The sequence below is a fragment of the Xanthomonas sp. JL1 genome, from assembly GCF_038405005.1.
In genome coordinates this window covers 1-22393 of record NZ_JBBYGR010000030.1, presented here as the reverse complement: position 1 = coordinate 22393, position 22393 = coordinate 1, and the positions used below count along the sequence as shown (strand labels likewise).

General features: G+C 64.3%; 19 protein-coding genes, 1 tRNA gene and 4 pseudogenes. 16 read left to right on the top strand and 8 right to left on the bottom strand.

Translation table 11 applies throughout. From position 1 onward, the window contains the following. Positions 1–51: 51 nt before the first annotated feature. Positions 52–1113, top strand: a complete 1062-nt coding sequence (locus WJW29_RS06495) for a S41 family peptidase (protein ID WP_011259288.1) — start codon at positions 52–54, stop codon at positions 1111–1113. A gap of 67 nt (positions 1114–1180) precedes the next feature. Here the strand turns inward: WJW29_RS06495 and WJW29_RS06490 are convergent, their stop codons facing one another. The 3 genes from WJW29_RS06490 to cysS all read right to left on the bottom strand — a co-directional run bounded on the left by WJW29_RS06490 (position 1181) and on the right by cysS (position 4787). After that, positions 1181–2431: an MFS transporter gene (locus WJW29_RS06490; RefSeq protein WP_011259287.1), complete on the bottom strand. Its 1251-nt coding sequence runs from the start codon at positions 2429–2431 to the stop codon at positions 1181–1183. After that, the gene (locus WJW29_RS06485; protein WP_011408724.1) at positions 2428–2865 is read right to left on the bottom strand and encodes a SufE family protein; all 438 of its coding nucleotides are present in this window, start codon (positions 2863–2865) and stop codon (positions 2428–2430) included. The genes WJW29_RS06490 and WJW29_RS06485 overlap by 4 nt, the downstream gene beginning before the upstream one ends. 497 nt (positions 2866–3362) lie before the next feature. After that, a complete protein-coding gene (gene cysS, locus WJW29_RS06480) occupies positions 3363–4787 on the bottom strand; it encodes a cysteine--tRNA ligase (RefSeq protein ID WP_012444736.1) in 1425 nt (474 codons plus the stop codon). Between the two features lie 176 nt (positions 4788–4963). Here cysS and WJW29_RS06475 point away from each other — a divergent pair, with 176 nt between their 5' ends. The 14 genes and pseudogenes from WJW29_RS06475 (at position 4964) to WJW29_RS06410 (ending at position 19897) form a co-directional block, all read left to right on the top strand. Next, positions 4964–5458, top strand: coding sequence for a hypothetical protein (locus tag WJW29_RS06475; RefSeq protein WP_027703614.1), 495 nt, complete (start codon positions 4964–4966; stop codon positions 5456–5458). Positions 5459–5770: 312 nt separating this feature from the next. After that, the gene (locus WJW29_RS06470; protein WP_011259283.1) at positions 5771–6796 is read left to right on the top strand and encodes an N-acetylornithine carbamoyltransferase; all 1026 of its coding nucleotides are present in this window, start codon (positions 5771–5773) and stop codon (positions 6794–6796) included. A 71-nt stretch (positions 6797–6867) separates the two neighbouring features. Further along, positions 6868–8109, top strand: a complete 1242-nt coding sequence (locus WJW29_RS06465) for an argininosuccinate synthase (protein ID WP_011259282.1) — start codon at positions 6868–6870, stop codon at positions 8107–8109. Positions 8110–8350: 241 nt separating this feature from the next. Next, complete coding sequence (locus WJW29_RS06460; RefSeq protein WP_011408722.1) at positions 8351–8803, top strand: GNAT family N-acetyltransferase; 453 nt, start codon at positions 8351–8353, stop codon at positions 8801–8803. A 5-nt stretch (positions 8804–8808) separates the two neighbouring features. Next, positions 8809–9909, top strand: a complete 1101-nt coding sequence (locus WJW29_RS06455; protein ID WP_011259280.1) for an acetylornithine deacetylase — start codon at positions 8809–8811, stop codon at positions 9907–9909. A 39-nt stretch (positions 9910–9948) separates the two neighbouring features. Next, on the top strand, positions 9949–11292 hold the full coding sequence (locus WJW29_RS06450; RefSeq protein ID WP_011259279.1) for an acetylglutamate kinase: 1344 nt from the start codon (positions 9949–9951) through the stop codon (positions 11290–11292). 5 nt (positions 11293–11297) lie between these two features. Then, positions 11298–11908: pseudogene (locus tag WJW29_RS06445) on the top strand (GNAT family protein). Further along, a complete protein-coding gene (argC, locus tag WJW29_RS06440; RefSeq protein ID WP_011259278.1) occupies positions 11905–12855 on the top strand; it encodes an N-acetyl-gamma-glutamyl-phosphate reductase in 951 nt (316 codons plus the stop codon). The pseudogene WJW29_RS06445 and the gene argC overlap by 4 nt, the downstream one beginning before the upstream one ends. 123 nt (positions 12856–12978) lie before the next feature. Beyond that, a complete protein-coding gene (locus WJW29_RS06435; RefSeq protein ID WP_011408717.1) occupies positions 12979–14274 on the top strand; it encodes an argininosuccinate lyase in 1296 nt (431 codons plus the stop codon). Then, positions 14274–14639: a cupin domain-containing protein gene (locus WJW29_RS06430; protein ID WP_011259276.1), complete on the top strand. Its 366-nt coding sequence runs from the start codon at positions 14274–14276 to the stop codon at positions 14637–14639. The genes WJW29_RS06435 and WJW29_RS06430 overlap by 1 nt, the downstream gene beginning before the upstream one ends. Then, on the top strand, positions 14639–14899 hold the full coding sequence (locus WJW29_RS06425) for a YciI family protein (RefSeq protein ID WP_011259275.1): 261 nt from the start codon (positions 14639–14641) through the stop codon (positions 14897–14899). The genes WJW29_RS06430 and WJW29_RS06425 overlap by 1 nt, the downstream gene beginning before the upstream one ends. 13 nt (positions 14900–14912) lie before the next feature. Then, complete coding sequence (gene proB / locus WJW29_RS06420; RefSeq protein WP_011259274.1) at positions 14913–16067, top strand: glutamate 5-kinase; 1155 nt, start codon at positions 14913–14915, stop codon at positions 16065–16067. A gap of 304 nt (positions 16068–16371) precedes the next feature. Then, on the top strand, positions 16372–17616 hold the full coding sequence (locus tag WJW29_RS06415) for a glutamate-5-semialdehyde dehydrogenase (RefSeq protein WP_041182159.1): 1245 nt from the start codon (positions 16372–16374) through the stop codon (positions 17614–17616). Between the two features lie 367 nt (positions 17617–17983). Next, positions 17984–19897, top strand: a complete 1914-nt coding sequence (locus WJW29_RS06410; protein ID WP_011259272.1) for a CocE/NonD family hydrolase — start codon at positions 17984–17986, stop codon at positions 19895–19897. Here the strand turns inward: WJW29_RS06410 and WJW29_RS06405 are convergent. The 5 genes and pseudogenes from WJW29_RS06405 to WJW29_RS06385 all read right to left on the bottom strand — a co-directional run. Further along, a complete protein-coding gene (locus tag WJW29_RS06405) occupies positions 19878–21104 on the bottom strand; it encodes an MFS transporter (RefSeq protein ID WP_027703616.1) in 1227 nt (408 codons plus the stop codon). The genes WJW29_RS06410 and WJW29_RS06405 overlap by 20 nt on opposite strands. 123 nt (positions 21105–21227) lie before the next feature. Then, positions 21228–21304 (bottom strand) — tRNA-Pro (locus WJW29_RS06400). 59 nt (positions 21305–21363) lie between these two features. Continuing rightward, the gene (gene cydX / locus WJW29_RS06395) at positions 21364–21474 is read right to left on the bottom strand and encodes a cytochrome bd-I oxidase subunit CydX (RefSeq protein WP_011259269.1); all 111 of its coding nucleotides are present in this window, start codon (positions 21472–21474) and stop codon (positions 21364–21366) included. Further along, positions 21474–21804, bottom strand: a pseudogene (locus WJW29_RS06390) (cytochrome d ubiquinol oxidase subunit II); the annotation flags it as partial. The pseudogene WJW29_RS06390 and the gene cydX, both read right to left, overlap by 1 nt. Positions 21805–21820: 16 nt before the next feature. Then, positions 21821–22164: pseudogene (locus WJW29_RS06385) on the bottom strand (cytochrome ubiquinol oxidase subunit I); the annotation flags it as partial. A gap of 66 nt (positions 22165–22230) precedes the next feature. On the opposite strand from WJW29_RS06385, the pseudogene WJW29_RS06380 reads away from it, so the two are divergent. Then, positions 22231–22393 (top strand): annotated as a pseudogene (locus WJW29_RS06380) (IS5/IS1182 family transposase); the annotation flags it as partial.

Here is a 22393-nt window from a genome sequence, read left to right as displayed (position 1 = left end):
GGCAGTGCCGACATGCGGCATGTCGCAGGCTTACGGGCGTAGGCGCCAGTCATGCAGCGAGCGGCGGTGTTGTGGACGATGACGTACCTGTTGGCTTGCCCGGTAGCACACGCGGCACCGCCAGTGCTGGAGCAGAGCGAGCGGCAGGCGCTTTCCGGCGCGGTGGCGGACGCGCTCGACGCGCAGTACATCGATCCCGCCATGGCACAGCGCATGCGCAAGGTCTTGCCTCGTAATGCTGCGCGTGGCGACGACGTGGCCATTGCCGATCCGGCCGCATTGGCGCAGCGTCTGACCGATGATCTACGTGCGGTCTCGCACGACGGCCATCAGTGGATGGAATACCACCCGGAGGGCGCGCGATGGGCCGGTCTCTCCCAGTCGCACCGAGCTCGATGCGGCGCGGCCTGCGATGGCGCGCGACAACGTCGCCTTCGACAAGGTCGAACGGATGCAGGGCAACGTCGGTTACCTCACGTTCCGCGTCTGCGCTTACCCGTACCTTGCGCGTCGACTGCACGTTCGGCGATGGATTTTGTCGCCAACACCGATGTGTTGATCATCGACCTGCGCGACAACGCCGGCGGCGACCCGGCAATGGTGGCCTACCTGGCCAGTTATCTGTTCGACGAGCGGGTGCGCCTGAACGATATCTACACCCGCAAGAGCAACAGCATCGCGCACTCCTGGGCCACGCCCGGCCTGCCGGGGCCGGCCTTCGGCGGCCGCAAGCCGCTTTACCTGCTGACTACCCCGCAGACGTTTTCGGCTGCCGGGGATTTTGCCTATGCGCTGCAGAAAACAGGGCGGGCCGCCGCCGTCGGCGACGCCAGTGGCGGCGGCGCGCACCCGAGTCGCGGTTTCAAGGTGAGTGCGCATTTTGTGGCGGTGGTGCCGTATGCAAAATCGGTCAGTGCGATCACGCATGCGAACTGGGAAGGCACCGGCGTGCTCCCCGACGTGGCCGTGCCGGCGTCGCAGGCATTGGACACAGCGTATCGCCTGGGCATCGAACGCTTGATCGCAACGAGTGCCAATGCCGACGAGGTCGCGAGGCTGCGTGCGTTTGCCGCAACGGCGCCAGATCTTCTATTGCGTGCGTGCTGCCCGTAGCACGAGATCTTGTTCCTCCACCGGCGCTAACGGTGAGCAATCACAGACACTCACGCCGCCGCCCAGCTCACTGCAGATCGCGTAGATCCAGCTTGCGCAGGCGTGGCGCCTTCCAGGCGATAGTGGCCACTACGCCCAGGGTGACGCCGCCGCCGATCACCACCGCCGGCACCAGGCCGACCAGGCGCGCCATCACGCCGTCGTAGAACGCGCCCAGCTCGTTGGACGAGCCGATGAAGATGCTGTTGATCGAAGAGACGCGCCCACGTATGGCATCGGGCGTAGCCAGCTGCAGAATGGTCTGGCGCACCACCACCGACACCCCATCGCACATGCCGTACAGCAGCAGGATCGCCGCCGACAGCCAGAAATGGCGCGACAGCCCGAAGGCGATGGTGCATAGCCCGAAGCCAGCGACCGAGAGCAGCAGCACGCGCCCCGCGTTGCGCTGCAGCGGGTGCCGCGCCAGCCATATGCCGACCACGATCGAACCCAGCGCCGGCGCACCGCGCAGGATGCCCAGGCCTTCCGGGCCGTAGTGCAGGATGTCGTGGATGAAGGCCGGCAGCATCGACACCGCGCCGCCGAGCAGCACCGAAAACATGTCCAGCGCCATCGCGCCCAGCATGATCTGGTTGGACAGTACGAACTGCGCGCCCTCGGCAATGCTGCGGAAGATCGGTGCACGTGGACCTTCGCTGACCGGCTCGCTGACGCGCAACAGCGCCAATGCCAGGATCGCCAGCATCGCCACGCTGGCGGCCACGCCGTAAGCCAGGCCCTTGCCGCCCCAGCCGACCAGTACGCCGCCCAGCGCCGGACCGATCACCATGCCGGCCTGGAAGGTGACGCTGCCGATGCTGGCACCGCGTGCGAAGGATTCGCGCGGCAGCGCCCTTGCGAACAAGGCGTTGTAGACCGGCGACAAGAAAGAGCGTGCCGCGCCGGTGAGCGAGATGGCGGCGTAGATGGGCCACACGCCTTTGACCGGCAGCCAGCCTTGGGGGATCGCCAACAGCAGCAGCGCGGTCGCGACCAAGCCCAGCGCTGCGACCATGCCCAGCCGGCGGCGCGGTAAGTGATCGACCAGGTAGCCGGCAAAGGGGGCGATGCAGAAGAACGGCAGGATTTCGGCCAGGCCGATCAGCCCCAGCGAGAGCGGGTTGCCGGTCATTTCGTAGATATGCCAACCGACCGTCACCGCGACGATCTGGTAGGACAGCATCGCCGCCACGCGATACAGCAGCACCAGGCCGAAGCCTGGGTGAGCAAACAGCGTGCGCAGCGAATCGGCGGGCAAGGGTGTGGGCGTGCTCACTGCTGCGTGCGCGCGGTGTCGCGAATGAAGGCGAGCATCGCGGCCACGCCGTTACTGCGGGTCGGCGACAGATGCTTGGTCAGGCCGATCCCGGCGATGTAGTCCGGCTCGGTCGCCAGGATCTCTTGCGCGCTACGTCCCGAATACACGCGCAAGGCGAGATAGATCAGCCCCGAGACGATGGCCGAATCGCTGACGGCGTGGAAATCCAGCCGTTCGGCATTGCCTTCCGGCACGATCCACACCATCGACTGGCAGCCATGCAGACGGTGTTCTTCGGTCTTCCAGTGTTCCGGAAAGGCGGGCAACTTGCGGCCAAGATCGATCAGGTACTGATAGCGCTCGGACCAGTCGCCGAAAAAGGAAAATTCCTCGGCAATGGCGGCCTGCGCTTCGGTGGCTGTAGGTTCGAGCGGGAAGGGGGAGGTGGTCATCGAAGGTTCCAGAATCGTTCGCAAAAATCCAGGGGCGTTCGGTAAAAGCCCCTCTCCCGCCGGGGCGAGAAGGCGCGGTTTGCGCGCCACTGGCGCGCGGGTCTTTGAGCGCCCGCGCCGCCAGCGCGGGCCGGGGCGCTGAGCGGGGGTTGGGGTGAGTGTACGGGCGAAGCCTGGCAGGAATTCGATGCGAATGGCTTCGTCCATCTCTCAAGAAAAAGGTGCACTTGGCGTCGCTCGCACCCTCATCCGGCGCTGCGCGCCACCTTCTCCCGGCGGGAGAAGGGTAGGTCATGCGCGTTGGGTGTGGAGATATGCAATTGGGATTTCAGTGGATGAGTAGTGTAGAGTCTTGAATTCGGGCATTGCCCCTCTTCCACCGGGAGAGGGAGTGGCGTGAGGGTAAGTGCGAAGCCTGCTGAGATCGATGAACACGGCCTAGCTCGCACCCTCATCCGGCCCTGCGCGCGCCCCTCTCCCGGTGGAAGAAGGAACGGTCAGGCGCGTTTCCAGCGCACGCCCTGCGGTGTGTCTTCCAGCACGATACCTTCGTCGGCGAGCTGCTTGCGGATGGCGTCGGCCCGGGCGAAATCCTTGGCCTTCTTCGCGGCGCTGCGCTCTTGGACCAGCGCAGTGATGCGCGCATCGTCGTCGGCGTCGGTGCCGCGCGAGAACCATGCGGCCGGGTCCTGTTGAAGCAGCCCCAGGGCCAGGCCGGCACCCAGCAACTTTGCGCGCACCGCATGGAGCTCGCTCATACGTGCCGAAGGTTCGCCGCCATGAACCAACTCGTTGCGCAACGCACGCGCTTCCGAGGCGATGCTGGCGATAACCGACAAGGCCAGCGGCGTGTTGAGATCGTCTTGGAGAGCAGACTCCACTTCGACGGGGATCGTCTTCGATACTTCGACGCCACTGCTTCCGCAGGCTTCCAACGCAGCCAGATCCCGCAGCGTTCCATACAACCGGTCCAGCGTGTTCGTGGCCTGCTCGATCAAACCATCCGACCAGTCCAGCGGCTGACGGTAGTGCGCGCTCAGCAGCGCGTAGCGCAGCGCTTCGGGCGGATGCTTGGCAATCAGGTCGTGCACGGTTTCGATGTTGCCCAGCGACTTGCTCATCTTCGCGCCGCTGAAATTGAGCATGCCGTTGTGCAGCCAGAACCGCGCAAAGGTGGCGCCGCCATGCGCGCATTCGCTCTGCGCAATTTCGTTTTCGTGATGCGGGAACTGCAGGTCAACGCCGCCGGCGTGGATGTCGATGGTCGGCCCCAGATGTGCGGCGGCCATCGCCGAGCACTCGATATGCCAGCCCGGGCGGCCACGGCCCCAGGGCGATTCCCAGCCGGGAAGCTCGTCGCTGGAGGGTTTCCACAGCACGAAGTCGCCAGGGTCGCGCTTGTACGGCGCCACGTCCACGCGCGCGCCGGCCAGCATTTCATCCGGATCGCGCCGCGAGAGTTTGCCGTAGTCCTCGAAGCTGGACACCGAAAACAGCACGTGGCCTTCGGCGGCGTAGGCGTGCCCATTGGCGATCAACTGCTCGATCATCGCCACGATCTGCGGAATATGCGCGGTGGCTTCCGGTTCGATATCCGGCGGCACCACACCGAGCGCGGCCATGTCCTGCCGGTAGATCGCGGCGAAGCGGTCGGTGATCGTCGAGATCGGGACGCCCTGCGCCTGCGCTGCAGCGTTGATCTTGTCGTCCACGTCGGTGATGTTGCGCGCGTAGCGCAGCGCGCCGTAGCGTCGGCGCAACAGCGCGGCCAGGACATCGAACACCACCGGGCCGCGGGCGTTGCCGATATGCGCATAGTTGTAAACGGTAGGGCCGCAGACATAGAGGGTGGGGCTGGACGGATCGAGCGGCGTGAACGGTTCGACCCGCCGCGTAAGGTTGTTGTGCAGGCGCAGGCTCATCGGCATCCGAAGAAGGGCAATCGCGCGATTCTAGCTCGTTGCGGCGGGATGACGAATCGGCTGTGGACAACAGCGACCGGATGGGCTGCGTTCAGCACAGGCTCGCGCAAGCTCCATACACTTGAACACTGCCTGGCTGCGCCTTCCTGGTACTGATGCGACCTTCTCCGTCCTTGATGCTGCTGTGTACGTTTGCCTGGCAGGTACTTCCAGCGCATGCGGCAGAAACCGACCCCAAGAACCGGGTGATGGTGATCGAGAACGTGAAGCTGGATTACGCGCAGGTGCTCAACGTCGAGCCGGTTTACCAGACCCTGCGCGCCACCCGAATCGAAGAGCAATGCGAATCCACACAGGCGGCACAGGCTGCTGTTGCTCCGGCCGAGGACGAGGGTCGCATCAATCGCATGGTGGATTCGGTCAAGGAAATGTTCTCGCGTCTGCCCGAACCGTCGGCGCCCGCCGCGGCGCCGCCGACCAGCACACGGCGCAGCTGCAAGGTGGTGGAAGTGCCATGTGAATTCCGCCGGCCGATCGCCTTCGACGTGGATTACGTCTACAAGGGCACCAAATACCGTTCGCGGCTGCCGGAAGATCCTGGCAACCGGCTGCGCATCCGGGTTTCGGTCACCCCGTACATTCCCGACGCCATCGTCGCGCCGCCGCGATGAGATGCGCAGCGGTTGCGCCGTGCCCACATGCGTGCGAGGATTCGCGCCCTATGCAAGCAAACGCCTTTCAGCACGACACAAGCGCCGCCCGGATGGCCTCCGGCATGACATCGCGTGCCCGCCGACCGGAATCCCACATTTTCGCTGGGTAAGCCGGGGCGTTTGCTGTTCCGACGTTGAAGACCCAGCCTACAGGCTGGGTTTTTTCGTTTTGGCGTCACAAAAGTTTCAACCGCAAGAAACGCGCATGTCGCGCACCCCGTCGCTCCTGGCGGACCAACGCAGCGGTAGCAGGCAGCAAAGGATCGATCAATGTCACTGAAGCACTTCTTGAACACCCAGGACTGGAGCCGCGCCGAACTGGACGCGCTGTTGACCCAGGCCGCGTTGTTCAAACGCAACAAGCTGGGAAGCGAGCTGAAGGGCAAGTCGATCGCGCTGGTGTTCTTCAACCCTTCCATGCGCACCCGCACCAGCTTCGAACTGGGCGCGTTCCAATTGGGCGGGCATGCGGTGGTACTGCAGCCGGGCAAGGATGCATGGCCGATCGAATTCAATCTGGGCACAGTGATGGACGGCGACACCGAAGAGCACATCGCCGAAGTGGCGCGCGTGCTGGGACGCTATGTCGACCTGATCGGCGTGCGCGCGTTTCCGAAGTTCGTCGACTGGTCCAAGGACCGCGAAGATCAGGTGCTCAAGAGCTTCGCCAAGTACTCGCCGGTGCCGGTGATCAACATGGAGACCATCACTCACCCGTGTCAGGAGCTGGCGCATGCGCTGGCGCTGCAGGAGCACTTCGGCACGCCGGATCTGCGCGGCAAGAAGTATGTGCTGACCTGGACCTATCATCCCAAGCCGCTCAACACCGCGGTGGCCAATTCCGCGTTGACGATTGCGACCCGCATGGGCATGGACGTGACCCTGCTGTGCCCGACGCCGGACTACATCCTGGATCAGCGCTACATGGACTGGGCCGCGCAGAACGTGGCCGAAAGCGGCGGCTCGCTGCAGGTGAGCCATGACATCGACAGCGCCTACGCCGGCGCGGATGTCGTCTATGCCAAGAGCTGGGGCGCGTTGCCGTTCTTCGGCAACTGGGAACCGGAAAAGCCGATCCGCGACCAGTACCAGCATTTCATCGTCGACGAACGCAAGATGGCACTGACCAACAATGGCGTGTTTTCGCATTGCCTGCCGCTGCGTCGCAACGTCAAGGCGACCGACGCAGTGATGGATTCGCCCAACTGCATCGCCATCGATGAAGCCGAAAATCGCCTGCATGTGCAGAAGGCGATCATGGCGGCCCTGGTCGGCCAGGGCCGCCGGGATTCGTGATTGGGGATTCGTGATTCGCCACGGCGAATCCGGCTCCCACGCCTATTTAGTCAACTTCTAAAGAGACCCCCATGTCGCAGCAGACCGCTTCCACCAATCCCGAATCCCCAATCCCGACTCCCGGCACCAAGGACATCGTTCTCGCGTTTTCCGGTGGTCTGGATACCAGCTTCTGCATTCCGTATCTGCAGGAGCGCGGCTATGCGGTGCACACCGTGTTCGCCGACACCGGTGGTGTGGATGCCGAAGAGCGTGAGTTCATCGAGAAGCGTGCCGCCGAATTGGGCGCGGCCAGCCATGTCACCGTCGATGGTGGCCCGGCGATCTGGGAAGGCTTCGTCAAGCCGTTCGTGTGGGCAGGCGAGGGCTATCAGGGGCAGTATCCGTTGCTGGTGTCCGACCGTTACCTGATCGTGGATGCCGCGCTCAAGCGCGCTGAAGAATTGGGCACGCGCATCATTGCGCACGGCTGCACCGGCATGGGCAACGATCAGGTGCGTTTCGATCTTGCAGTGAAGGCGCTGGGCGATTATCAGATCGTTGCGCCGATCCGCGAGATCCAGAAAGAGCACACCCAGACCCGCGCCTACGAACAGAAGTATCTGGAAGCGCGCGGCTTTGGCGTGCGTGCCAAGCAGCAGGCCTACACCATCAACGAGAACCTGCTGGGGCTGACCATGTCCGGCGGTGAGATCGATCGGTGGGAAGCGCCGGGCGAAGGTGCACGCGGCTGGTGCGCGCCGCGTAACGCATGGCCGACCGAAGCGCTGACGGTGACGCTGAAGTTCGTCGAAGGCGAAGCCGTGGAGCTGGACGGCAAGCCGCTGCCGGGCGCGAAGATCCTGGCCAAGCTCAACACCTTGTTCGCGCAGTACGGCGTGGGCCGCGGCGTGTACACCGGCGACACCGTGATCGGTTTGAAGGGCCGCATCGTGTTCGAGGCACCGGGCCTGGTTTCGCTACTCGCTGCGCACCGTGCGCTGGAAGACGCCGTGCTGACCAAGCAACAGAACCGCTTCAAGCCGGACGTGGCGCGCAAGTGGGTGGAGCTGGTGTACGAAGGCTTCTATCACGACCCGCTCAAGAGCGATATCGAGGCGTTCCTCAAGTCCTCGCAGTCCAAGGTCAACGGCGAAGTCACGCTGGAAACCCGCGGTGGCCGTGTCGACGCGGTGGCGGTGCGTTCGCCGCACCTGCTCAACACCAAGGGCGCGACTTACGCGCAATCGGCCGACTGGGGCGTGCAAGAGGCGGAGGGCTTCATCAAACTGTTCGGGATGAGCTCGACCCTGTACGCACAGGTCAACCGCTGAGCAAAAGCCCCTCTCCCCCCGGGAGAGGGGGTGGGAGCGCCGCAGTCAACTTTCAGGATAGATCATGACGAACGCGTCGCCACGCGCCAGTCATGGGAACGACTGCAGCATTTGCTTCCATTGTTCTCCTTTTGGGCGCGTGGCGACGCGTTCGACCCGGTTGCCTCTCGAAGTTTCGGGAGGCGCCCCTCATCGGCCCCTTCGGGGCACCTTCTCCCGCTGGGAGAAGAGGGCCATTGCGATGGAATCCATGCCCGCACTACGCATCAGTACCGACAAGCAGGAACTCGACCTGCCGTTGATCCATCGCTTCCTTAGCGAGCAGGCCTATTGGTGCCTGGGCATTCCGCTGGACACGGTGCAGCGGGCGATCGCCGGCTCGCTGTGTTTCGGCGGTTATTGCGAGGGCGTAGGGCAGGTGGCGTTCGCGCGCGTGATCACCGACGGTGCCACCTTCGGCTATCTGGCCGATGTGTTCGTGCTTGATGCCCATCGTGGGCGCGGCTATGGCAAGCAACTGGTGGCGGCAGTGATGGCCCATCCGCATCTGCAGGGCCTTCGCCGCTTCATGCTCGCCACCTCCGATGCGCATGCGCTCTACGCACAGCACGGTTTCGCCGCGCCGGCGCGGCCGCAGGCGTTGATGGAAATCGCCTATCCCGATCTCTACCGCACCACCACCACGGCTGCCTGACACACATGACGGACCTGCTCACCGCCACGCTCGACCACCTGCAGGCGCTGGTGTCCTTCGACACCCGCAATCCGCCGCGTGCGATTGCCGCGCAAGGCGGCATCTTCGATTATCTGCGCGCGCAGCTGCCGGGGTTCCAGGTCGAGGTGGTCGATCACGGTGCAGGGGCGGTGAGCTTGTACGCGGTGCGCGGCACGCCGAAGTACCTGTTCAACGTGCATCTGGATACCGTGCCGGATTCGCCGCACTGGAGTGCTGATCCACACGTGATGCGACGCACCGAAGACCGTGTGATCGGCCTGGGTGTCTGCGATATCAAGGGTGCGGCGGCGGCGCTGGTGGCGGCGGCCAATGCCGGCGACGGTGATGCGGCGTTTGTGTTTTCCTCGGACGAAGAAGCCAACGATCCGCGCTGTATCGCAGCGTTTTTGGCGCGTGGCGTGCCGTACGATGCGGTGTTGGTGGCCGAGCCGACCATGAGCGAAGCGGTGCTGGCGCATCGCGGCATCAGTTCGGTACTGATGCGGTTTGCCGGGCGCGCCGGGCATGCCTCGGGCAAGCAGGACCCCTCTGCAAGTGCCTTGCATCAGGCGATGCGCTGGGGTGGCAAAGCACTGGACCATGTCCAATCGCTGGCGCATGCGCGCTTCGGCGGTTTGACCGGGTTACGTTTCAATATCGGCCGCGTCGAGGGTGGCATCAAAGCCAACATGATCGCGCCTGCAGCCGAAGTGCGCTTTGGTTTTCGTCCGCTGCCATCGATGGACGTGGATGGATTGCTGGCCACCTTCGCCGGGTTTGCCGAGCCGGCGGCAGCGCATTTCGAAGAAACCTTTCGCGGGCCGAGCTTGCCGTCGGGTGATATCGCGCGTGCAGAAGAACGTCGCCTGGCTGCACGCGATGTTGCCGATGCGCTGGATCTGCCGATCGGCAATGCAGTGGACTTCTGGACCGAAGCCTCGTTGTTTTCGGCTGGCGGCTACACCGCGCTGGTCTATGGCCCGGGCGATATCGCACAAGCGCATACCGCCGACGAATTCGTCACGCTGGAACAGTTGCAGCGTTACGCCGAATCGGTCCATCGCATCATCAACGGTTCCCACTAAATCGCCCCTGGCGCCTTCCTTCCTCTTTCGGTCACGGCAATGTCCCTCCCAGCACAGCCCCACAAACAGACCCGCCAGACCATCGTGCGCCTGCTTTCGAGCATGGCCAGCGCGAAGGAAATCAGCCAGTACCTCAAGCGTTTCTCGCAGGTGGATGCCAAGCGCTTTGCGGTGGTCAAGGTGGGCGGCGCCGTGCTTCGCGACGATCTGGACGCACTGACCTCGTCGCTGTCGTTTCTGCAGGAAGTCGGGCTGACACCGATCGTGCTGCATGGCGCTGGCCCGCAACTGGATGCGGAGCTGTCGGCAGCCGGCATCGAAAAGCACACCGTCAACGGACTGCGCGTGACCTCGCCCGAGGCGCTAGCGATCGTGCGCAAGGTGTTCCAGGCCTCCAACCTCAAACTGGTGGAAGCGCTGCAGCAAAACGGCGCGCGTGCGACCTCCATCACCGGTGGCGTGTTCGAGGCCGAGTATCTGGATCGCGACACCTACGGCCTGGTCGGTGAGGTCAAGGCGGTGAATCTGGCGCCGATCGAAGCCAGCCTGCAGGCTGGCTCGATCCCGGTGATCACCAGCCTGGGCGAAACGCCCAGCGGGCAGATCCTCAACGTCAATGCGGATTTTGCTGCCAACGAATTGGTGCAGGAGCTGCAGCCGTACAAGATCATTTTCCTTACCGGTACCGGCGGCCTGTTGGATGCCGACGGCAAGTTGATCGATTCGATCAACCTGTCCACCGAGTTCGATCATCTGATGCAGCAGCCGTGGATCAACGGCGGCATGCGGGTGAAGATCGAGCAGATCAAGGATTTGCTCGACTGCCTGCCTCTGGAGTCGTCGGTGTCGATCACCCGGCCGTCGGACCTGGCCAAGGAGCTGTTCACCCACAAGGGCTCGGGCACGCTGGTGCGGCGCGGCGAGCGCGTGCTGCGCGCCACCTCCTGGGACGAACTGGATCTGCCTCGCCTGAAGTCGCTCATCGAATCCAGCTTCGGCCGCACGCTGGTGCCGGAGTATTTCGACACCACCACGTTGCTGCGCGCGTATGTCAGCGAAAACTACCGCGCGGCGGTGATCCTGACCGACGAAGGCCAGTTCGGTGCGGGCAGGCTGACCTATCTGGACAAGTTCGCCGTGCTCGACGATGCGCAGGGCGAAGGTCTTGGCCGGGCGGTATGGAATGTGATGCGCGAAGAAACCCCGCAGTTGTTCTGGCGCTCGCGTCACAAAAATCAGGTCAATATCTTTTACTACGCCGAATCCGACGGTTGCATCAAGCAGGAGAAGTGGAAGGTGTTTTGGTACGGGCTGGAGAATTTCGAGCAGATCCAGCATTGCGTTGCGCATTGCGCGACGCGTCAACCGACCTTGCTGGGCTGAGCGCGATGATCGCGGCGGCCTTGCCACCACTCTGGCGCGAACTGCCCACCTTGCGTGGACAGCATGCGATCTTGGAGCCGTTGCAGGCGGCGCATGCCGATGGTTTGCGTGACGCAGTGGGCGAGGGCGCGTTGTCGCGGCTGTGGTATACCAGCGTGCCTGTGGTTGAGCAGGTTGATGCGTACATCGCTGCCGCCTTGGCCGCTTGCGCCAATGGTGCGGCGTTGCCGTTTGTGGTGCGCGATGCCGCCGGCGACATCGTCGGTTGCACGCGCTATTACGCGCTGGATGCAGCAGTGCCCCGGCTATCGATCGGCTATACCTGGTACGCACCGCGTGTGCAGCGCAGCGGCGTCAATACCGAAGCCAAGTTGATGCTGCTGCAGCACGCTTTCGAAACGCCGGGCTGCCTGAGCGTGGTGTTCGAGACCAGCTGGTTCAATCACACCTCGCGCGCGGCTATCGCACGGCTGGGCGCAAAGCAGGACGGCGTGCTGCGCAATCACACCCGCCACGCCGACGGTACGCCGCGCGATACCGTGGTGTCCTCCATCATCGATACGGAATGGGCCGGGCTGAAACGCCACCTGCATTCCGCCTGGAAGCGAACGCATGACTGTTCAAACAACCACGATCGGCATCGTCGGCGCCCGCGGGCATACCGGCTCGGAATTGATCAAGCTGGTGGCGGCGCACCCGCATCTGCAATTGGTCTTCGTCTCGTCGCGCGAGCTGGCCGGGCAGCGCGTGGCCGAGCACAACCAGGCCTACCAGGCTGAGTTGCGCTACGAAAGCCTGGACGCCAACGCAGTCGCCGCAAAGGCGGCCGACGTAGTGATCCTGGCGCTGCCCAATGGCAAGGCTGCACCATTCGTCGCGGCGATCGACGCAGCAACGCCGCAGACGCTGGTGATCGATCTGTCGACAGACTATCGCTTCGATCCGGCCTGGTACTACGGCTTGCCTGAGCTGACGCGCGGCAGCTACGCCGAGCAAAAACGCATCAGCAACCCGGGGTGCTATGCCACTGCCATGCAGTTGACCATTGCGCCATTGCTCGACCAGTTGGCTGGCCCGCCGCAGTGCTTCGGCGTGTCCGGCTATTCGGGCGCAGGCACCACGCCCTCGGACAAGAACAACCCCGCGCTGCTTGCCGATAACTTGATGCCGTATGCGCTGACCAACCACATGCACGAGCGCGAGGTATCTGCGCAGCTGGGCGTGCCGGTGGAGTTCATGCCGCATGTGGCGCCGCATTTCCGTGGTATCACCCTGACCGTCAACCTGTGGTTGCAGCAGCCGCTGACGCGCGAGCAGATCCAGGCGCGCTACACGCAACGTTACGCCGACGAGCCGCTGATCGAGATCGTCGATGAAGCGCCGTGGGTGAGCCGCATCGCCGGCAGGCACGGTGTGCAGATCGGCGGGGTGACGCTGGCGCCGGGCAACAAGCGCGTGGTGGTGGTGGCGACGCTGGACAACCTGCTCAAGGGCGCGGCGACGCAGGCGATGCAGAATCTCAACCTGGCGTTGGGCTGGGACGAATTGACTGCCATTGGCTGAGGCGAGTCCCTCGCAGGAGCCCGCACTTCCGTGTGCGGGGATTCAAAGATGCGAGTCTCTCGCAGAAGCCCGCACCTCCCTGTGCGGGGATTTAACTGGACGACTTACTCGAGACGCTTTCCGATGACCAATCTGTTGTGGCAAAAACCCGGCGTGGCGGTGGACGCCAAGATCCAGAGCTTCCTGGCCGGCGACGACGTCATCCTGGACCGCGAGTTCTTCCTGCACGACATCGCTGCCAGCAAGGCGCATGCGCAGGGGCTGCAGCACATCGGCATTCTGTCGCCGCAGGAGCTGGACGGCTTGAGCGAACAACTCGATCTGTTGGCGGAAGATTTTCGTGGCGGCGCCTTCGTGCTGGACGAGCAGTACGAAGACTGCCACTCAGCCATCGAAGCGCGATTGACCGAGCGTCTGGGCGATGCGGGCCGCAAGATCCACACCGGCCGCAGCCGCAACGATCAGATTCTGGTCGCTACGCGTTTGTGGTTGAAGGACAAGTTGCAGCGTGTGGCCACGCTCAGTGCAGAGATCGCCAAGGTGGCGTTGGACCGCGCGCAGGCCGAGGCCGAGCTGCCGGTGCCCGGTTACACCCATATCCAACGTGCGGTCGTCTCGTCGGCCGGCATGTGGTGGGCGGGCTGGGCGGAAGCCTTCATCGACAACGCCGTGCGCGCCACCGACACCTTGCAGCTGGTGGACAGCAATCCACTCGGCACCGCCGCCGGCTATGGCGTGAACCTGCCGCTGGATCGTGCGCACACCACGGCCGAACTGGGTTTTGCGCGTTTGCAGGTTTCACCGATCTACGCCCAGCTTTCGCGCGGCAAATATGAACTGGCCGCGCTCGAAGCACTGGGCAGCGCCACGCTGGATCTGCGCCGCATTGCCTGGGACGTGTCGCTGTTCACCAGCGGCGAATTCGCGTTTGTCGCATTGCCGGCGCAGTACACCACCGGCAGCTCGATCATGCCGAACAAGCGCAACCCGGACGTGATCGAGTTGATGCGCGCAACGCATGCCAGCGTAGCCGCGGCGCGCACCGAGATCGAACAACTGCTGTCGCTGCCGTCCGGCTATCACCGCGATTTGCAGAGCAGTAAGGGCGCTATCGTGCATGGGTTCGGGCGTGGGCTTGCGGCGCTGGAACTGCTGCCGGCCTTGCTGGCCAATCTGGAATGGCGCCCGGACAAACTGCGCGCAGCCATCGATTCGGGTATGTACGCCACCGATGTGGCGGTGGAAGCGGCCGTGGCCGGCGTGCCGTTCCGCGAGGCCTACAAGGCTGCAGCCGAAGCCTCCGACACCGCAGGGCAGGGGCGTACACCGGAAGGTAGTCTGGCTGCACGGGTGTCGCCCGGTGCCGCAGCCGACCTGCAACTGGACGTGTTGCTTGCCCGCTGGGAGACCTTGCGCTGATGGCTGTGATCAGCACCGACACGGCAGAGCATTATCCCTGGGGCGACGCTTGCGAGGGCTGGCACCTGTTACGCGATCCCAACCTCAACGTGCTCGAAGAGCACATGCCGCCGGGTGTGTCGGAATTGCGCCATCGGCATAGCCGTGCGCGGCACTTCTTCTATGTACTGGCCGGCGAGGTGATGTTGAAGCTGGATGGCGCACAACATGTGCTGCGGGTCGGGCAGAGTTTGCACGTGCCGCCGGGCTCCACGCACCAGGTGCACACTCTCTCGGACGTGGAAGCGCGCTTTCTGGTGATTTCCGCACCGCACGGTCGTAACGAACGCACACCTGCGGCTGTGCGCAACAAGGATACAGGCTGATGACGACGCATTATTTGGTGCTTGCGCTCCGCAAGCCGGAGTTTCCCGACGATGTGCTGCAGCCGCATCTGGACTTTCTCGATGCGTTGCGCGCCGCCGGGCAGCTCGCGCTGACCGGTGGTTTCAGCGATCGCAGCGGTGGCGCGTATGTGCTGGTCAATGTCGCCACGCTCGAAGAGGCCCAGCAGATCGTTGCGCGCGATCCGCTGGTGGTGCGCGATGCTTCTGCACTGACCGTATATGAGTGGAACACGCACTGAGTACGCCGCTGCCATGAGCACACCAGCCAGCACGTCGTCGCCCTTTGCCGAGCAGGCACTGCCGCCGTGGCGGCGTGCCGTGCTCAAGGTCGGCAGTAGCCTGCTTGCTGCCGATGGCGGTGGCCTGTCGCCGCGTTTCGCATTGGGGCTGGCGCAGTTCGTCTCTGCTAACCTGGCGGCGGGGCGCGAGCTGGTGATCGTGTCGTCGGGCGCAGTGGCGGCGGGCCGCGCCATCCTGCCGAAAGCGGTGGATGTCGGCGCGCCGATCGCGGCACGTCAAGCGCTGGCTGCGCTCGGCCAGGCGCAGTTGATCGCGCTGTGGCAGCGCTTTTTCGAGCGCCCGGTGGCGCAGGTGCTGCTCACCCATGACGATCTGCGCAACCGTCGCCGCTATCTCAATGCACGCGCCACATTGGGCGAGTTGTTGCGGTTGGGCGCGTTGCCGGTGATCAACGAAAACGACACCGTTTCGGTGGATGAGTTGAAGCTGGGCGATAACGACAACCTGGCCGCAATCGTGGCCGCCTTGGTCGATGCCGATGCCTTGTTCATCGCCACTGATATCGACGGCTTGTATAGCGCCGACCCACGCAGTAACCCCTTGGCGCGGCCGCTCGACGATGTGCCCGAGCTCACGCCGGAGGTGCTGGCGATGGCTGGCGGCAGCGGCAGCAATGTAGGCACCGGCGGCATGCGCACCAAATTGGAAGCCGCTGCAAAGGCGGGTGCGGCCGGCATCGAAACCTATCTGTTCAACGGCCGCAGTGGCGAGGTGGTGCGCGCCCTGGCGCAGGACCGCCTGCGTGGCACGCGCATCCATGCCGCACGCACGCGCATTGCCGCACGCAAGTACTGGCTACGGCACGCGCCGGTGGAAGCGGGCGCGATTCTGGTCGATGCCGGCGCAGCAATGGCGCTGAGCGACAAGGGCGCCTCGCTGTTGCCGGGCGGTGTGGTCGGTGCCGAGGGCGATTTCCGCCGCGGCGACATGGTGGAGATTCGCCTGCGTGATGACGAGGGCGAACGTTGTCTGGCACGCGGCGTCAGCCAGTATTCGGCAGTGGATATCCGTCGCATCGCACGCCGCCACTCGCGCGAAATCGAGAACGTACTCGGTTACAGCTATGGCGAGAACGTGGTGCATCGCGATGATTTGGTGTTGTTGTAGCCGGGATTTGAGCTTTGGGATTGGGGGTTCGCAACAGCAGATGCACTGCGTTTCTCGACCGTTACCTCTTCGTCCCAACGATTGATCCCATGTGGTGATGACGATCTTGCCCGCGTTTGCCAATCCCGACTCCCGACTCCCGACTCCCGACTCCCGACTCCCGACTCCCGACTCCCGACTCCCGACTCCCGACTCCCGACTCCCGACTCCCGACTCCCGACTCCCAAATCCCAAATCCCAAATCCCAAATCCCAAATCCCAAATCCCAAATCCCAAATCCCAAATCCCAAATCCCGGCCCTCCGATGACCATCAAAACGCTCGCTCTGCAATGCCGTGATGCCGCCCAGGTGGTGTCGCAACTGTCTTCGCAGGCCAAGTGCGCCTTACTGCAGGCAATGGCCGCAGCGCTGGAAGCCGATGCTGGGACGATCCTTGCCGCGAACGCGCGCGATCTGGAGGCGGCGCGTGCCAAGGGAACCGCCAGCGCGATGCTTGATCGGCTGGCGCTGGACGACAAGCGCCTGGCCGGCATTGCCGCCGCATTGCGCGAGGTGGCGTTGTTGCCCGACCCGGTGGGGCGGATCACTCGCGAAGATGTGCGCCCCAACGGCATCCGCGTGCAGAAAGTGCGCGTGCCGCTGGGTGTGATCGCGATGATTTACGAGGCGCGCCCCAATGTGACGGCCGACGCGGCGGCGCTGTGCATCAAAGCTGGCAATGGCGTGATCCTGCGCGGTGGCTCGGAGGCGATCCATTCCAATACCGCCATCGCACGCGCGTTGCAGCGCGCCTTGCGCGAAGCCAATGTGCCGGAAGCCGCGCTGACCCTGGTTGAAGATTTGCGCCGCGAGACCATGCTGGAACTGCTGCAGCTCAACGACATCGTCGATCTGGCAATTCCGCGTGGCGGCGAAGGCTTGATCCGGTTCGTTGCCGAGCACGCGCGTGTGCCGGTGATCAAGCACTACAAGGGCGTGTGCCATCTGTTTGTGGATGCATCGGCCGAGATGGAGCTGGCGCTGCGCCTGCTGATCGACGGCAAGGCGACGCGGCCTTCTGCCTGCAATTCGCTGGAGACCTTGCTGGTGCATGCAGACATCGCCGAGCGCTTTCTCCCGCTTGCAGCGCAGGCCTTGCGCGAGCGCAAGGTGGAATTGCGTGGCGATGCGGCAACGCGCGCGGTGCTGCCCGAGATCGCGCCTGCCAGCGACGACGACTACGCCGCAGAATTTCTCGATCTGATCCTGGCCATGCGCGTGGTGGCGGATCTGGACACGGCACTGGCGCACATCCGCCAATATGGTTCCGACCACACCGAAGTCATCGCCACGCAGGACCCCGACAATGCCGAGCGGTTCGTGCAGTCGCTCCGCTCGGCAGTGGTGATGGTCAACGCCTCCTCGCGGTTTTCCGATGGCGGCGAGCTCGGCCTCGGCGCGGAGATCGGCATCTCCACCACACGCCTGCATTCCTATGGTCCGATGGGTCTGGAGGCGCTCACCGTTGAGCGTTTTGTGGTGCGTGGCGAAGGCCAAGTGCGGCACTGATCGGCAACGGCGTACCGTTACGCATGCCGGTTTTGCGCCCAACGCAGCATCCGCGCCTTGACCAGCACCAAGGCAGCAGTCGCCGCACGGCGATACGGCCCGCCAGCCGCGGCTGCCCTGCGGGGCTGTAGGCGTGCAATGCGGTGTCGCGTGTCGTTGAGCACAGGCGCTCACAGCCAAGAGCGGCCGCGCATGCACGCCGCAGGCGATACCGCGGCATCAGGCCCGCGCACGCAGTTGCAAGTCATCCCGCAGCCACTGCGCCTGTGCGCCTGGAACCTGCAGCAACCACGACCTTTGACACTCCCCCGGCAGCCTGCGACCTGCCTACAGTCGAGGGCTGCCCCCCGCACTTCCGGAGTCGTCGATGCGCCGCCTTGCCACCTGCCTGCTCGCCACCGCCATTGCCGCCACCATCGGCAGCATCTGGGCGCAAACCTCGCCGATGACGCCGGACATTACCGGCAAGCCGTTCGTGGCGGCCGATGCCAGCAACGACTACATCAAGCGCGAGGTGATGATCCCGATGCGCGATGGGGTGAAACTGCACACGGTGATCGTGCTGCCCAAGGGGGCGAAAAACGCGCCGATTGTGCTGACACGCACGCCTTACGACGCCAGTGGCCGCACCGAGCGGCTGGCGTCGCCGCATATGAAAGACCTGCTGTCGGCCGGCGACGACGTGTTCGTGGAAGGCGGCTACATTCGCGTATTTCAGGACGTGCGCGGCAAGTACGGTTCCGAAGGCGATTACGTGATGACGCGGCCATTGCGCGGGCCGCTCAATCCCAGCAAGGTCGACCATGCCACCGATGCCTGGGACACCATCGATTGGCTGGTAAAGAACGTCAAGGAATCCAATGGCAAGGTCGGCATGATCGGCTCGTCCTACGAAGGATTCACCGTGGTGATGGCGCTGACCAATCCACATCCTGCGTTGAAGGTCGCAGTGCCGGAAAGCCCGATGGTCGACGGCTGGATGGGCGATGACTGGTTCAATGACGGTGCGTTCCGCCAGGTCAATTTCGACTACTTCACCGCCCAGCTCAGCAAGCGCGGCAAGGGCGCCGGCATCCCGCGCCAGGGGCAAGACGATTACAGTAATTTCCTGCAGGCAGGCTCGGCCGGCGATTTCGCCAAGGCTGCAGGTCTGGAGCAGCTCCCGTGGTGGCACAAGCTCACCGAACACGCTGCCTACGATGCGTTTTGGCAGGAACAGGCGCTGGACAAGGTGATGGCGCGCACGCCGCTGAAGGTGCCCACGATGTGGCTGCAAGGCCTGTGGGACCAGGAAGACATGTGGGGCGCGATCCACAGTTACGCGGCGATGGAGCCGCGCGACAAGAGCAACACGCTCAACTACCTGGTGATGGGCCCGTGGCGGCATAGTCAGGTGAACTACGACGGCAGTGCCTTGGGTGCGCTGAGTTTCGAGGGCGATACCGCGCGCCAGTTCCGCCATGACGTGCTGCGCCCGTTCTTCGATCAGTACCTGGTCGATGGCGCGCCGAAGGCGAACACGCCGCCGGTGTTCATCTACAACACCGGCGAAAACCACTGGGATCGCCTGAAAGCGTGGCCGCGCAGTTGCGACAAGGGCTGCGCGTCGACCAGCAAGCCGCTGTATCTGCAGGCCGGCGGCAAGCTGTCGTTCCAGCAGCCGGTGGCCGGGCAGGCGGGGTTTGAAGAATACGTCTCCGACCCGGCCAAGCCGGTGCCGTTCGTGCCGCGCCCGGTGGATTTTACCGACCGCGCGATGTGGACCACCTGGCTGGTGCACGACCAGCGCTTTGTCGATGGCCGTCCGGATGTGTTGACCTTCGTCACCGAGCCCCTGACCGAGGCACTGCAGATCGCCGGTGCCCCCGAAGTACATCTGCAAGCCTCCACCAGCGGCAGCGACAGCGATTGGGTGGTGAAGCTGATCGACGTGTATCCGGACGAGATGGCGTCGAACCCGAAGATGGGCGGCTACGAGTTGCCGGTGTCGCTGGCGATCTTCCGCGGCCGCTACCGCGAGAGTTTCAGCACGCCCAAGCCATTGGCATCCAATCAGCCGCTGGCATTCCAGTTCGGCCTGCCAACCGCCAACCACACCTTCCAGCCGGGCCACCGGGTGATGGTGCAGGTGCAGTCCAGTCTGTTCCCGCTCTACGATCGCAACCCGCAGACCTACGTGCCTAATATCTTCTTCGCCAAGCCCGGCGATTATCAAAAAGCCACGCAGCGGGTGTACGTGTCCCCCGAGCAGCCCAGCTACATCAGTCTGCCGGTCCATTGACCGCGCGGGCGCCGCGTGCGGGCGGCGCCCACACGTCTTCCAGCAATTGCGGGCGGCAGGCCACCCAGGCGGCGGCCAGCTGCACCAGCAGGCAGATGACCAGGAACACGAACGGGTAGGTCCAGCCGCCGCTGTGCGCGTGCAGCCAGCCGAACAGGAATGGTCCCAGGCAGCTCACCGCATAGCCCATGCCCTGCGAGAACCCGGACAGGGCCGCCGAGCCGGCCGCAGTGCGGCTGCGTTGATTGACCAGCACCAATGCCAGCGGAAACGTGCTCGACCCCAGGCCGAGCAGGGTCACCCACAGGATCGGCGCGGCCAGCGGCACCCACCACAGCCCGGCAAACGCGACCAGATGGCAGGCCGCGCACAGCAGCACGATCGGAAACGGGTTGCGCATGCGGACCGCCAGCGCCGGCATGGTCAAGGCGCCGACCATGCCCAGTGCCGCGAACAGCGCCACCATGGTGCCGCCGAACGCGGGCGAGGCGCCGGCTTCGCGCAGCAGCGTCGGCAACCAGGTAAACATCGAATAGGTGACCAGCGAGGTCATGCCGAAGGTGATCGCCATGCTCCACCCCAGGGCGGTGCGTGCCACGCGGCCCTCGGCCTCGGGCGTGGGCGTCACCGGTGCCGGGCCGGTGGCGCGGATACGGCGGTGGTTGGCGTGCACCAGTGCCCAGGCCGCTGACGCCAGCAGGGCCGGCAGCACCCACACCACCATCGAGCTGCGCCAGCCCAGCGCGTCGGCCACCGGCACTGCCAGCAGGGCGGGCAACAACGTGCCGACCTGCAGTACGGTGATGTACAGCGTGCTCACGCGGCCCACGCGGTCGCCGAAGTAGCGCTTCACCAACGGCGGCAGTACCACGTTGCCCATGCCCATGCCGGTCAACGCCACCAGCGAGCCGATCAGCAGTCCGGCGGTGCCCGGCAGCAGCGGGCGCAACACCAATCCAAGCGTGGCCAATGCCATCGACAACAGCGCAACGCGCAGCAAGCCGAAACGGCGCAGCAACGCGGGTGTCGCCACACCGGTGAGTGCGAACGCTGCGGTCGGCAACATGCCGAGCGCACCCATGATGGGCGCGCCGAAGGCGTACTCGTCGGCAATGCGTTCCAGCAGCGGCGTCAGCGACGTCACTGCAGTGCGCAAGTTGAATGCGGAAAGCAGAATCGCGGCCAGCACCAGGCCGCGACCACGCAACTGGGCGGACGACGAAGACGCGGTAGTGGCAACAGACATGACAGACCATCCGCGCCGTACACGTATGTGCAGCGACGCCTGAAAACACAAAACCGGCGCTGGGCCGGTTTTGTGTTTTGAAACTGGTCGGGGAGACAGGATTCGAACCTGCGACCTCTACGTCCCGAACGTAGCGCTCTACCAGACTGAGCTACACCCCGAATGAGCCGCGTATATTACATAGGGAATGCCGAATCGGCAAGCATCAGATGAAATTATTTTACTGAGGCGGTACGCCACGCTCGGGCTCGCGTGCTTCGAACCACATGCCGTTGAGCACGGCAGCCGATGCCGCCAGGCCGGTGCCCAGGATCCATGCGAAATACCACACTCGCCAAGCGGGTTGGTCGGCGCATCGGTCGCCAGCACCGAGGTCACCGCATAACCAGGTAGAACCAGCGCTCTACCCACGCACCGCCCGTTGCAAACAATGCCAGCGCACACAGCGCGGCGATGCTGCCAAAACGTGCTGCGCGCGCCAGACCGGGCCGACCGTGTTGATCACCAGCCGGCGCTCGGCATCGTTGTTGGCGACGAACGGCAGCAATGCGCCCACGCCCAAATCGAAGCCACTCATCACGGCGTAACCGGACAGCAGCACACCGAGCAACAGCCACCAGATCACGCGCAGGGTTGTGTAATCGAGCAATACGAAATCCATGATGTCTCTCCTTCGCTTACGGTGCGCTGCCGGCCACCGCGCCGGAACTCAGCGGTGCGTGACGCGACGGGGCGGGGGATGCGTTGGGCTGTGTCGGCGGCCGTATTCGGCCACGAACCAGCCGCATTCGATCGCGATCCACGGCAGCGGCAACGTCCACAGTGCCAACCTCAGGAACCAGCGTTTTTCCTGGAAGTGGTGCTTGCATGCAGACCAGACTGCGATGGCAAAGAACGCGATGAGATAGATGCCGATGGCCGCCATGATGCGGAGGGTCCAGAACAGCGGCAGCACGCGCGGCACGGTGTCCATCGCGGCCTGGGCAATCTGCGCCGGCGTGGCATTGCCGATATCGTCGCGCTAGGGAACCTCTGAACAACGCACCACAAATGCGAGACACTATTTGTTCGGAATGAGGAGGCATCCATGCAACTGACGTTCGGTGACGCCGAGGGCCTGGGCAAGCGCAAGCAGACCCGGCGCGAGATCTTCCTTGCGGAGATGGAGCGCATCGTGCCGTGGAAGCGACTGCTTGCCCTGATCGAGCCGCACTATCCGGTGTCAGGACGACCGGGTCGGCAGCCGTACG